11 protein-coding genes are annotated in these 11,851 nt (G+C 62.1%); 7 read left to right on the top strand and 4 right to left on the bottom strand.

All coding sequences use genetic code 11. The features are described 5' to 3' along the window. Positions 1–47: 47 nt before the first annotated feature. The 3 genes from ACTJLB_RS11995 to ACTJLB_RS11985 form a co-directional block, all read right to left on the bottom strand. Positions 48–1,664: an ABC transporter substrate-binding protein gene (locus ACTJLB_RS11995; protein WP_408416037.1), complete on the bottom strand. Its 1,617-nt coding sequence runs from the start codon at positions 1,662–1,664 to the stop codon at positions 48–50. 71 nt (positions 1,665–1,735) lie between these two features. Further along, positions 1,736–3,010 (bottom strand): NAD(P)/FAD-dependent oxidoreductase, encoded by a 1,275-nt coding sequence (locus ACTJLB_RS11990; RefSeq protein ID WP_440783379.1) that lies wholly within the window; start codon positions 3,008–3,010, stop codon positions 1,736–1,738. A gap of 27 nt (positions 3,011–3,037) precedes the next feature. After that, a complete protein-coding gene (locus ACTJLB_RS11985; protein ID WP_088175860.1) occupies positions 3,038–3,706 on the bottom strand; it encodes a haloacid dehalogenase type II in 669 nt (222 codons plus the stop codon). A gap of 482 nt (positions 3,707–4,188) precedes the next feature. Between ACTJLB_RS11985 and ACTJLB_RS11980 the strand changes: the two genes are divergently transcribed. The 4 genes from ACTJLB_RS11980 to ACTJLB_RS11965 all read left to right on the top strand — a co-directional run bounded on the left by ACTJLB_RS11980 (position 4,189) and on the right by ACTJLB_RS11965 (position 8,158). Further along, entirely contained in the window at positions 4,189–5,067 is an 879-nt protein-coding gene (locus tag ACTJLB_RS11980; protein ID WP_440783378.1) for a GNAT family N-acetyltransferase, read from the top strand. A gap of 6 nt (positions 5,068–5,073) precedes the next feature. Further along, entirely contained in the window at positions 5,074–6,000 is a 927-nt protein-coding gene (locus ACTJLB_RS11975) for a 2-hydroxyacid dehydrogenase (RefSeq protein WP_440783377.1), read from the top strand. A gap of 185 nt (positions 6,001–6,185) precedes the next feature. Next, positions 6,186–7,607 (top strand): aspartate aminotransferase family protein, encoded by a 1,422-nt coding sequence (locus tag ACTJLB_RS11970; RefSeq protein ID WP_440783376.1) that lies wholly within the window; start codon positions 6,186–6,188, stop codon positions 7,605–7,607. A gap of 53 nt (positions 7,608–7,660) precedes the next feature. After that, positions 7,661–8,158: an Lrp/AsnC family transcriptional regulator gene (locus tag ACTJLB_RS11965; protein ID WP_020071324.1), complete on the top strand. Its 498-nt coding sequence runs from the start codon at positions 7,661–7,663 to the stop codon at positions 8,156–8,158. Positions 8,159–8,164: 6 nt separating this feature from the next. Here the strand turns inward: ACTJLB_RS11965 and ACTJLB_RS11960 are convergent, their stop codons facing one another. Then, positions 8,165–9,088: a LysR substrate-binding domain-containing protein gene (locus ACTJLB_RS11960; RefSeq protein WP_020071325.1), complete on the bottom strand. Its 924-nt coding sequence runs from the start codon at positions 9,086–9,088 to the stop codon at positions 8,165–8,167. A 135-nt stretch (positions 9,089–9,223) separates the two neighbouring features. Between ACTJLB_RS11960 and ACTJLB_RS11955 the strand changes: the two genes are divergently transcribed. From ACTJLB_RS11955 to ACTJLB_RS11945, 3 genes are read left to right on the top strand one after another with little or no spacing between them, the layout of a single operon-like run. Next, positions 9,224–10,306, top strand: coding sequence for a tartrate dehydrogenase (locus ACTJLB_RS11955; protein ID WP_027780318.1), 1,083 nt, complete (start codon positions 9,224–9,226; stop codon positions 10,304–10,306). Between the two features lie 33 nt (positions 10,307–10,339). Next, positions 10,340–11,329, top strand: a complete 990-nt coding sequence (locus tag ACTJLB_RS11950) for a succinylglutamate desuccinylase (protein ID WP_440783375.1) — start codon at positions 10,340–10,342, stop codon at positions 11,327–11,329. A 35-nt stretch (positions 11,330–11,364) separates the two neighbouring features. Then, positions 11,365–11,709 (top strand): cupin domain-containing protein, encoded by a 345-nt coding sequence (locus ACTJLB_RS11945; RefSeq protein WP_440783374.1) that lies wholly within the window; start codon positions 11,365–11,367, stop codon positions 11,707–11,709. The last annotated feature ends 142 nt before the right edge of the window (positions 11,710–11,851 follow it).

The following is an 11,851-nucleotide window of genomic DNA, read 5'->3' as shown; positions in this document are numbered from 1 at the left end:
TGCGGGGGAAACGGCGCCCCGGTTCAGCGAACCGGAGCGCCTTTACATTACGCCTCTAGCCAGACGTTTTCAGCAAATGCAAAACCCATCAGACCTGCAAGCGGAATCGAGCCGAGGCCCTTGAGCTTGCTCGTATAGGCGTCGAGCGAACTCTGGAACAGCGGAATGCCGATGCCGCCGTTTTCATGCACGAGCACCTGGATGTCGCCGTAGATCTGCTTACGCTTGGCGTCGTCCGGTTCACCACGCGCCGCAACCAGCAACTGGTCGAACTTCGCACTCTTCCAGTTCGCCTCGTTCCATGGCGCATCCGACTTGAAGAACTGCGTGAGCAGCACATCGGCGCTCGGGCGCGCGTTGACGGAACCGTAACCGAGCGGATGCTTCATCCAGTGATTCGACCAGTAGCCGTCCGCCGGCACGCGCGTGACCTGCAGGTTCAAGCCCGCTTGCGGCCCGACCTGCTGAAGCAGCATTGCCATTTCAACCGAACCTTCAGCCGCCGGCGAAGCGAAAATCTGGATCGGCGTGCTGCCGACCTTGGCCTTCTGGAAGTGATACTTCGCCTTGTCCAGATCGAATTTGCGTTGCGGCAAACCGGCCAGGTAGTACTTGTTGGTCGGATCGATCGGCTGATCGTTGCCGATCGCGCCGTAGCCCTGAAAGACCGCGCGGCGAATCTGCTCGCGATCCTGCAGGTACATCATGCCTCGCCGAAAATCGTCGGTGCCGGTAATGCCGCCTTCGTCGCGAACGACCAGATCCGTGTACTGGCCGGTTTTCGTTTCCAGCACGGAGAAGCCGGCCGTGCCCTTGATGCGCGGCGCCGAGCGCGGGCTGACCGCGTTGATCAGTTGCACGTCGCCGGAAAGCAGCGCGTTCACGCGTGCCGATTCGTCGCCGATGCCGATCAGTTCTATCTCGTCCAGATGCGGCAGGCCCGGCTTCCAGTATTTCTCGTTCTTCACGCCGACCGTGCGAACGCCCGGCGAGAATTCCTTGACCTTGAACGGACCGGTGCCCACAGCCGTCTTGAAGTCCTTGGTGCCGTCCTTGATGATAAGGAAGTGCGACGTCGCGAGGATCACCGGCAAGTCGGCGTTCGCGCCTTCGAGCGTGATCGTCACTTCGTCCGGACCCGTGGCCTTTACTTCCTTGATCTGATCGGCGAGCGTCTTGGCCTTCGACGCTGTCGCCGGGTCCTTATGGCGCATGATCGAATAGACGACGTCGGCGGGCGCGAGCGACTTGCCGTCGTGAAACTGCACGCCGTTGCGCAGCTTGACGACCCACACGGTCGCGTCTTTCGTATCGAGCGACGTGGCGAGCGCCATCTTCGCGCCCAGATGCGAGTCGAGTTCGGTCAAGCCGTTGTAGAACATGTTGCAACGAACGTAGTCGGTCGCGAGCGCCCCTTTCGCGGGATCGAGCGTGTCAGACGCGGACGCCGACTGTGTCGCCACGCGAATCTTGCCGCCCTGCCTGGGCGCCGCCTGCGCGAGAGCAGCGCCGCTTGCGCTCAGCAGCCCGGCGCCCGTCATCGACATCATCCCGGCCGCGGCCATCGCGCGCAGCACATCGCGTCGCGAGGCGCCCCGGGCTGTTAATTGCTCCAACCCGTTACCGAGGTCATAAGCGCCATGTTTCGAGTTTTCCTTATCCATCGAACTTCTCCGCAAGGGTGGGCAGTTGTGATGACTGCGTGGGGCTCAATAACAAACACAAGAACAGGACTTCAATAAAAGATGTCTTTGATACGGTAGTACGTCCCCACGAGCGGCAGGAACCAGGGCTTGCCGGTGTTGCCCGGTATCGCGGCCCATTCCGACTCGCCCCACGGGTTGCGGTCTTCGCGGCCGTCCATGACGTCCGCCATCACCTGACCCATGTGTGTGGACATCTGCGTGCCGTGGCCGCTGTAACCCATCGAAAAATAAATGCCGTCGTGTTGCCCGGCGTGCGGGAGACGGTCGGCGCTGATGTCCACCAGACCGCCCCAGCAATAGTCGATGCGCGCACTCGACAGCATCGGGAACATCGCGGCCAGACCTTGTTGCAGGATGCGCCCGCTCTTCGCATCGGACGGGCGTTCCGACGCCGTGAAACGCGCGCGGCCGCCGAACAGCAGACGCGAGTCGGGCGTCACGCGGAAGTAGTTGTGCATCAGGCGCGTGGTCGTATAAGCGCGCCGGTTCGGCAACACCTTCGCCAACAGTTCGGGCGGCAAAGGCTCGGTGACCACGATGAACGACCCGACCGGAGCAAGACGCCGCCGATACCAGCCGAACGGTCCATGGCGCGACGGGCCGGTTGCGATCAACACCTGCTTTGCACGCACTTCGCCGCGCGTGGTGACGACGCGATGCGCGCCGCCGTCTTTCACGATCGACGTGACCGCCGCGTTTTCATACAGCTTCGCACCGCGACGAACCGCGGCCTCGGCGAGCCCGACCGTGAACTTGCCCATATGCATCTGACCGCCGTGACGTTGCAGCAATCCGCCATGAAAACTGTCGGACTGAACCTCGCTGCGAATACGTTCTCCGTCGATCAGTTCAATGTCGGTATCGACCGTGCGGCGAATCAGATCGGCGGTCTTTTCCAGATGCGCGAGATGATGCGGCTTCGACGCGAGCTTCAGCTTGCCGGACGCCAGGTAGTCGCAGTCGATCTGCTCTTCGCGGATCAAACGCTCGACCGTGTCGACGGCATCGGCAAACGCGCGGTAACACGCGCTGGCGCGCTCGATACCGAGTTGCGCGGCGAGCGCGACAAAGTCTTGCGCGACACCCGTATTCACCTGCCCGCCGTTGCGGCCGGATGCACCGCCGCCAACGCGCCCAGCGTCCACCACCGTTACCGACGCGCCGCGCTTACCCAGCGCGAGCGCCGCCGACAAGCCGGTGAAACCCGCGCCGATCACCACCACGTCGGCGAGGCCGTCGACCGGGCCTTCACACGCCGTGACGAACGGCGGCGCGGTGTCGAGCCAATAGGATTCGAGCTTCATCCGGTGTGTCCTCTGTTCGGCAGATGCTTACAGGCCGAGTTCGGCGGCCAGGCCCGGAATGCCGTCGACTTCGTAGTACTGGTAATACGGCGTCGACGGTTCATGACCGCGGTTGATGAAGGCCTTATGTTTGACGCCCATGTCGTGCACGGTCATGAGGTCATAGCGCAGGCTCGACGACACGTGCAACACGTCTTCCGGATTGCAGTTCAGCTTGTCGAACATGTACTCGAAGCCTTGCATGCGCGGCTTGTACGATTGCGCCTGCTCTGCCGTGAACACCGCATGGAACGGCGCGCCGAGCTTGTCGACGTTGCTCTGGATCTGGTCATTCGACGCGTTCGACAGAATCACGAGCTTGTACTTCTTTGCAAGGCGCGAAAGACCTTCGGGCACGTCCGGATGCGGACCCCACGTCGGCACTGCTTCATAGATCTTCTGCGCACCGGCTTCATTGAATTCGACATTCATGCGCGCGCACGCACGGCGCAGCGCATTCACCACGACATCGCGATACGGCTTCCATGCGCCCAGCACTTCGTCGCGGCGATAGCCGGCGTAGAACGCGACCAGCTTTTCGAGGTCGTCGGCCTTCAGAATGTGGCCGTACAGTTCGCGCGTCATCTCGGCCATGCGGAATCTGGTCAGCGTGCCGTAGCAGTCGAAGGTAATGTATTTCGGTTCGAATTCGATCATGGTGCAGTCCTATCGTGATGGTGAACTCGCGTCGAGCTCATTGGCGAAAACAGGGAAAGCTCATTCCTGTAAAAGATTTAATCAGCGCAAAAACATAGATGTTCCTGATTCGCGCGCTGCTTGTGACACAAACCATTCGTTTTGAGGCCGTTGCGCAGCACAGTCTGCGGTTACCGGCTGGAAGCCTTGCCAGGCTTGGCTCGCGTGGGCCGGGCGCGCACGCCGGCGCCCTGGTGACTGAATCAAACCGCCTGCGCTGCGTTGGTAGCAGGTCATCGCAATGACAAAATCGTAGAGCCGCGTGCCCGGCATATGTCGCCGACAAAATTCGCCCCGCAGCAGAACCCGCCTGTAATGCATGTGCAGACCTGGTGTTTTGCATCGAATTGCAATGCGGCCCTCTGAAGCGCGTCACATAGAAAGATCGTCCTAGTCACACCGCGCCCTGGATGACAAAGTGACGCGTAAGCCTTTAGCCATTCATGGAGTGCGGCGTGCCCGATTCGATTACCTATAGACGCTTTACCCTCGACGACATAGACGCCGCTCATGCGTTGACGGTCGAACTCAAATGGCCGCATCGCGCCGATGACTGGAGATTCGTCGTGCAACTCGGCGTGGGTTTCGTCGCGGAAGACGCGAGCGGCGTGATCGGCACTGCGCTCTGCTGGAAGTACGGCGCGGACCGTGCGTCGCTCGGCATGGTGATCGTGTCGCCGGCGCGGCAAGGACACGGCATCGGCAGAAGGCTGATGGAGCTTGTGTTGGAAGAACTCGGCGGCCGGATCACGTTCCTGCACGCAACCCCCGCCGGTCAGCCGCTTTACGAGAAGCTCGGCTTCCGCGCGGCCGGCACGCTCGACCAGCATCAGGGCGCGGCGTTTCAGCCACCGCTCGTGTCGTTGCCGCCCGGCGAGCGTCTGCGTCCGTTAGGTTCAAGCGACACCGCGCGGCTCGTGGAACTGGCTTCGCAGGCAAGCGGCCTCGATCGCAGCGAGGTCCTGCCCGCGCTGCTGGAGAACGCCGACGGCATTGCGCTCGACCGCGACGGCGAACTCGTCGGCTTCGCGCTCTTTCGCCGCTTCGGACGCGGCTTTGCGATCGGCCCGGTGGTCGCGCCTCATTCCGGCGACGCGAGCCGCGCGAAGGCGCTCATCAGCCACTGGCTCGCGCTCAATGAGGGCGTCTTCGTGCGCGTCGATACACCGGGCGATAGCGGTCTGACCGAATGGCTCGAACAGCTCGGCCTGCCGCGCGTGGACACCGTCGTCAGAATGGTGCGCAACGCAGCGCCGGAAAGCGTGGCGGCCAAGGCGACAGGTTGCGTGCAGTACGGCATCATCAATCAGGCGATTTTCTGACCCGTCATGGCCTTCCTCTATAAAGCAGACCCGGCGCGTGGGGCGCAATGGGCGAAACTCTTCGCCGAGAAGGCGCCCGACCTACCGTTTCATATCTGGCCCGATCACGGCGATCCCGCCGCGATCCGCTATCTCGCCGCCTGGCAACCGCCTGCCAATCCCACGCTCACGTTTCCCAATCTGGAAGTGGTGTTTTCAGTGGGCGCGGGCATCGATCAATTCGATCTGTCGGGCGTGCCGGCGCATGTGCCGGTCGTGCGGATGATCGAACCGGGGATCGTGGAAGGAATGGTCGAATACGTCACACAGGCCGCGCTGACGATTCATCGCGATCTGTTCGACTACGGTCTTCAGCAACAACAGCAAGTGTGGCGCGAAATGCCGCTGAAGCCGGCTGCGCAACGGCGCATCGGCGTACTCGGACTCGGCGTGCTCGGCACCGCGGTTCTGGAACGGCTGCGCCTTTTCGGTTTTGCATGCGCGGGCTGGAGCCGCTCGCCGCGTGAAATAGAAGGCGTCGAATGTTATGCGGGCGAAGGCTCGCTCGACGCGTTTCTCGCGCGCACCGACATACTGGTTTGCCTGTTGCCGCTCACCTCCGCCACACGCGGTCTGCTCGACGCGAGCCTGTTTGCCAGGCTGCCGCGCGGCGCATCGCTGATTCAAACCGGGCGCGGCCCGCAACTGAATCAGCCGGATCTGCTCGCAGCACTCGACAGCGGTCAACTCCTCAACGCGATTCTCGACGTGACGGATCCCGAGCCGTTGCCGGCCGGCCATCCGTGGTGGACGCATCCACGCGTGCGGATCACGCCGCATATCGCCAGCGCCACGCGGCCCGATACCGCCGTCGACGTGGTGCTCGACAACTTGCGCCGTCATCGCGAAGGTCTGCCGATGCTCGGTCAGATCGACCGTACGCGTGGCTATTAAGCGGCACACATGTCACTGAACACATGCCCGGCGGCACTTTTCAACGTCCGCAGCACAAAATGCTAAGGGCATGCATCAAAACGCGTCGCGCGCGCTTTTCAGGCAATTGTTTAGGCAAGCGGGCGATCGCCCCGGATCAGTAGTATGGAACCGTCAACAGCCCTTTCCCGCGACGAGAACCCACCATGCCGATTCAATCGCTCATTGAAGCCGACCGCCAGCATCTGATTCACCCTGTCATCAACTATCGTGCGCACGAAGCTCGCGGCGTCACGGTTCTCGAATCCGCCAGCGGCGCGTTTCTGCGCGACGCGGCCGGCAATGAACTGCTCGACGCCTTCTCCGGCTTGTGGTGCGTGAACGTGGGCTACGGCCAGCAGAGCATTGTCGAAGCCGCCACCGCGCAAATGAAAAAGCTGCCCTACGCGACGAGCTATTTCCATTTCGGCTCTGAACCTGCGATCGAACTCGCGCAGAAACTGGCGAGCGTGGCGCCGGCGTCGCTGCAACATGTGTACTTCACACTCGGCGGCTCCGACGCGGTCGACTCGGCAATCCGCTTCATCACGCATTACTTCAACGCGACGGGCCGCCCGTCGAAGAAGCACATCATCGCGTTGCAACGCGGCTATCACGGGTCGTCCAGCATGGGGGCGGGGCTCACTGCATTGCCCGCGTTCCACCGCAATTTCGATCTGCCGTTGCCGAACCAGCATCACCTGCCCTCGCCGTATGCATACCGCAGCAATTTCGCCGACGACGCCGCGCTGATCGCCGCCTCGGTCGCCGCGCTCGAAGCGAAGGTCGCGGAACTCGGCGCGGACAACGTCGCCGCGTTCTTCTGCGAGCCGATTCAAGGCTCGGGCGGCGTAATCGTGCCGCCGGTCGGCTGGCTGAAGGCGATGCGCGAAAGCTGCCGCAAGTTGGGCATTCTCTTCCTGGCGGATGAAGTGATCACGGGCTTCGGCCGCACGGGTCCGCTCTTCGCATGCCAGGGCGAAAGCGTCGAGCCGGACCTGATGACCGTCGCGAAGGGTTTGACCGCCGGTTACGCGCCGATGGGCGCCGTGCTGATGTCTGACGAAATCTATCAAGGCATTGCCGATGGCGACGCCGAAGCGATTGTCGGCCACGGTCACACGTATTCCGCGCATCCGGTCAGCGCGGCAATCGGTCTCGAAGTGCTGCGGCTTTATCACGAAGGCGGGCTGCTGGCGAACGGCGCAGCGCGTGCACCGCGTTTCGCGCGTGGTCTCGACGCGTTGCTCGAGCATCCTCTGGTGGGCGACTCGCGTCACCGCGGCTTGCTCGGCGCGCTCGAACTCGTCACCAACAAGGACAGCAAGGCGCAATTCGACCCGGCACTCAAGCTGTCGGAGCGCATTGCCGCTGCGGCGTATGAAAACCGCCTGATTTTCCGCGCGTTCGGCGACAACATTCTCGGCTTTGCACCGGCGCTCTCGTACACCGAATCGGACTTCGACATGATGTTTGAGCGGCTCGAAAAAACCCTGGACGACGTGCTCGCGCAACCCGAGGTTCGGGCCGCGCTAAGCGGCAAAAACGCGGCTAACAACCAGGTCAAAAGTACTGCCGCTGCATGCTAGAGTAGAGGGCGCCTTAAGCCCCTTACCCCAACCGCCGGAGCTACAACGTTACGATGAGCAGCGATTGCAAGCTGGACCGTATTGACCTGCGCATACTTTCGCAGTTGCAGAAGAAAGGCCGCATAACCAACGTCGAGCTTGCCGATGCGGTTGGCCTTTCGCCCAGCCCCTGCCTGATTCGCGTCAAGCGCCTGGAGAAAGCCGGCTACATAATCGGCTATGGTGCGCAGATCCAGCTCGAAAAGCTGGGCGACGTGCAGATCGTTTTCACCGAAGTCACGCTCGCCGATCACCGGCGCGAAGACTTCACGAAGTTCGTGAATGCGATTCGCGACGTCGATGAGATCGTGGAGTGCCATCTCGCAAGCGGCGGCTACGATTACCTGCTCAAGTTCGTCACGCGCAGCGTGAGCCATTACCAAAGCATTATTGAAGGCTTACTGGAACGCGACATCGGCATTGAAAAGTACTTCAGCTACGTGATCATCAAGTCGCCGTTTGTGAAGAGCCACTATCCGCTCGAAACGTTGTTCTCGCAGAATCATCACTAGGCAAAGTCAGGCGCTGTGTTCCGGCGGGCTCCACTGGGCGAACTCCTCGCTGAGGAAGTCCACGCAGACCCGCACTTTCGCCGACTGCGCGAGCCGCGCCGGATACACCGCCCACAAGTTCGCCGGCTGCGTCACCTCCGGCAATACCTGCTGCAACTGCCCGCTTTCCAGCAGCGGCCGCACGTCCCACATCGAACGCAGCACGATGCCGCGTCCGGCCAGCGCCCATTGCACCGCCACCTCGCCATGATTGGTCGACAACGGTCCCGTGACCTTGATCGACGCCGCTTCGCCGCGCACGGTCAAGCGCCACAATCCGAACGGATGATCGCGCTCCTTGATCGCGAGACACGCATGCGACGACAGATCGGCTAGTTGACGCGGCGCGCCATGCCGCGCGAGGTAGTCGGGCGACGCGCATAGCACGCGGTGATTCGATGCGAGCCGCCGCGCGATCAGATGCGGCGCGATGTCGTCGCCAATACGAATGTCCAGATCGAAGCCTTCGCCGGCCACATCGACGAGCCGGTCGAACAGGTCGAGGCGCACGCTCAACTGCGGATAACGTTCGGAAAACCCCGCGAGTGCGGGTGCAACGAAGCGCCGGCCGAAACCGAAGCTGCTGGATATACGCAGCTTGCCGCCAGGAATGCGGCGCGTAGTCGACACGTCTTCCACCAGCTGATCGACGTCGTCGAGAATCTTCTCGGCCCACGTATAGACGCGCTCGCCGGCTTCCGTGATCGCCACGCGCCGCGTAGACCGGTGCAACAAACGCGTGCCAAGCGTAGTCTCCAGCACATTGATCCGCTTGCTCACATAAGCTGCGGACACGGACAACGCCTCCGCCGCCGCGCTGAAACTGGCTTTGCGCGCGACTTCGCAAAACACGCGCAAATCGCCGAGATCGGGTGACGGGGCGGCGTTCATAGGTCGCTCACTGGCGTGGAGGTTTGTACACGAATCGTGCACAGTGGCTTAACTAAAGCGATCATTTTAGAGCCAAACTGCAGGAATAGAATAACCGTTATCGAATCAGTACTAGCCCTAATGGAGGAGCACAACATGTCGAAAAAATATCGAATCGCTGTCATTCCCGGCGACGGCATCGGCGTCGAAGTCATGCCCGAAGCGCTTCGCGTGCTCGACACGGTGAAAGCGCGCTTTGGCATCGAACTCGAGTATCAGCACATCGAATGGGCGAGCTGCGACTACTACGCGAAGCACGGCCAGATGATGCCCGACGACTGGAAGGCGCAACTGCAATCGGCGGACGCAATTCTGTTCGGCGCGGTGGGTTGGCCCGACACGGTGCCCGACCACATTTCGCTGTGGGGCTCGCTGCTCAAGTTCCGCCGCGAATTCGACCAGTACATCAACCTGCGCCCGGCGCGTCTTTTTGCCGGCGTGCCGTCGCCGCTCGCGGGTCGCAAGGCGGGCGACATCGACTTCTGGATCGTGCGTGAAAACACCGAAGGCGAGTATTCGTCGGTAGGCGGCGTGATGTTCGAAGGCACGGAGCGTGAGTTCGTACTGCAGGAATCGGTATTCACGCGGCACGGCAGCGAACGCGTGTTGAAGTTCGCGTTCGATCTCGCGCAACGTCGCGAGCGCAAGAAGATCACCGTTGCGACAAAGAGCAACGGTATTGCGATCAGCATGCCGTGGTGGGACAAATGCGCGGCCGGCATTGCGGCGCAGTACCCGGACGTCACGTGGGACAAGCAGCACATCGACATTCTCTGCGCGCGCTTCGTGTTGAACCCGGATCGTTTCGACGTGGTGGTGGCTACCAATCTGTTCGGCGACATCCTGTCCGATCTCGGTCCCGCGTGCACGGGCACGATTGGGCTCGCGCCGTCCGGCAATCTGAACCCGGACCGCAAGTTTCCTTCGCTGTTCGAGCCGGTGCATGGCTCGGCGCCGGACATCGCCGGCAAGAACATCGCCAATCCGATCGCGATGATCTGGTCCGCGGCGATGATGCTCGACTTCCTCGGCAATCACGAGGGCAAAGAACGCGAGGCGCACGACGCGATTCTGGCTGCAATCGAAGCGACACTGGTTGAAGGCCCGCATACCGGCGACCTTGGCGGTAAGGCGAACACGACCGAAGTCGGTCAGGCCATTGCCGCGAAACTCGGCTGAAGCTCGCTAATCTTCCTGCCAGGACCCTTTCGCATGAGCATGGAAACCTACCCCATCGAGGTCGAGTTCCCCGACATCTCGGCACATGAACAATCGCCGTCGGGCATTGCCTACGTCCATACGTTCGACTCCGGCGTGCCCGGCCCGCACGTCATGATCAACGCGCTCACGCACGGCAACGAAGTGTGTGGCGCGATTGTCGTGGACGACCTGCTGCGACGCGCGTTGCGCCCGCGGCGCGGACGCCTCACGCTCGCGTTCGCGAACGTCGCGGCTTACCTGAGCTTCGATCCCGCGAAGCCTGACGCCGCCCGGTTCGTCGATCAGGACTTCAACCGCGTCTGGACCGCCGCCATGCTCGACGATGTGTCGCGAACCTCCAGCGAACTAACGCGCGCGCGGGCGATGCGGCCGGTTATCGACGGCGTCGACCTGTTGCTCGATCTGCACTCGATGCACGAGAAGAGCAAGCCGCTGATCGTGGCCGGGCCGCTGCAAAAAGGCATCGATCTCGCCACGCAACTCGGTACACCGGCCACCGTGATCTGCGACGAAGGCCATCCGGAAGGCCGCCGCATGCGCGACTATGAAGGCTTTGGCGACGCAGCCAGCCCGAAGAACGCGTTGCTGATCGAATGCGGGCAGCACTGGGAACAGACTGCCGTGGCAGTGGCGCGCGACACGACCGCGCGTTTCCTGCTGCTCGCCGGTGTGGTCGACGAGAGCGATCTGCCGCCTGACTGGCTCGCGCCGTTGCCGCCTGTGCAGCAAATCGTGCGCGTAACGGAACCGGTCGTCGCAACGAGCATGGACTTTCGTTTCGCCGGGCCGTACACCGGGCTCGAAATCTTTCCTGAAGCCGGCGCCGTCATCGGCTGGTCCAACGGCGAAGCCGTCACCACGCCTTACGACAACTGCATGCTCGTCATGCCTTCGCTGCGCCAACTGCGCCCCGGCGTGACGGTCGTGCGCCTCGGCAAGATCGAACAAACCATTGCCAACACTTTAACCAGCGGCCAGTAAGCGGGCGCGTGCATTTATATAAGGCGGCTAAAGCCATGAAGGTTCAACAAATCAAACAAAGCGTGAATCTGCAGAATCTGGAGGACTGGGGCACGGCTGGACTGCCCGGCACCACGCCGATCCGCGTCTCGGGCGTACAACGGGTGATCAAAGGAACGGAAACCATCGACACCGGCATCTTCGAATGCTCGGCCGGCACTTACCGCCGCTCGGTCAAGCAGGCCGAAGTGATGCACATCATCGCCGGGCATGGGCGCTTTACGCCCGACAACGAGGAGACGATCCACTTTGCGAGCGGCGACACGCTGTTTTTCGAGGCCAATACCGAAGGTCTTTGGGAAGTGGACGAGACCATGCGCAAGGTCTATGTGATCCTCTGATCGACTCTTGCAGTTTCTACCCGGCGCGCTCACACGCGCCGCGGCCTCCGCGCTATTCTCTGCTTCGTCACCGCCCTTTCCTTTCGACGCGCCCCGGCCACAGTGTCGGGTAATCCCGCGTTGACCTGCCGTTATCAAATTA

Source organism: Paraburkholderia sp. 22098, assembly GCF_052045935.1.
Lineage (GTDB): Bacteria > Pseudomonadota > Gammaproteobacteria > Burkholderiales > Burkholderiaceae > Paraburkholderia > Paraburkholderia caledonica.
The sequence above is the reverse complement of the archived record's forward strand: the minus strand, read 5'-3'. Positions and strand labels throughout refer to the sequence as shown.

Coding starts and splice junctions, on each gene's coding strand:
- ACTJLB_RS11965 (WP_020071324.1), top strand. CDS start 7,661: ATGAGCAGCGATTGCAAGCTGGACCGTATTGACCTGCGCATACTTTCG.
- ACTJLB_RS11950 (WP_440783375.1), top strand. CDS start 10,340: ATGAGCATGGAAACCTACCCCATCGAGGTCGAGTTCCCCGACATCTCG.
- ACTJLB_RS11980 (WP_440783378.1), top strand. CDS start 4,189: ATGGAGTGCGGCGTGCCCGATTCGATTACCTATAGACGCTTTACCCTC.
- ACTJLB_RS11955 (WP_027780318.1), top strand. CDS start 9,224: ATGTCGAAAAAATATCGAATCGCTGTCATTCCCGGCGACGGCATCGGC.
- ACTJLB_RS11970 (WP_440783376.1), top strand. CDS start 6,186: ATGCCGATTCAATCGCTCATTGAAGCCGACCGCCAGCATCTGATTCAC.
- ACTJLB_RS11985 (WP_088175860.1), bottom strand. CDS start 3,706: ATGATCGAATTCGAACCGAAATACATTACCTTCGACTGCTACGGCACG.
- ACTJLB_RS11960 (WP_020071325.1), bottom strand. CDS start 9,088: ATGAACGCCGCCCCGTCACCCGATCTCGGCGATTTGCGCGTGTTTTGC.
- ACTJLB_RS11945 (WP_440783374.1), top strand. CDS start 11,365: ATGAAGGTTCAACAAATCAAACAAAGCGTGAATCTGCAGAATCTGGAG.
- ACTJLB_RS11975 (WP_440783377.1), top strand. CDS start 5,074: ATGGCCTTCCTCTATAAAGCAGACCCGGCGCGTGGGGCGCAATGGGCG.
- ACTJLB_RS11995 (WP_408416037.1), bottom strand. CDS start 1,664: ATGGATAAGGAAAACTCGAAACATGGCGCTTATGACCTCGGTAACGGG.
- ACTJLB_RS11990 (WP_440783379.1), bottom strand. CDS start 3,010: ATGAAGCTCGAATCCTATTGGCTCGACACCGCGCCGCCGTTCGTCACG.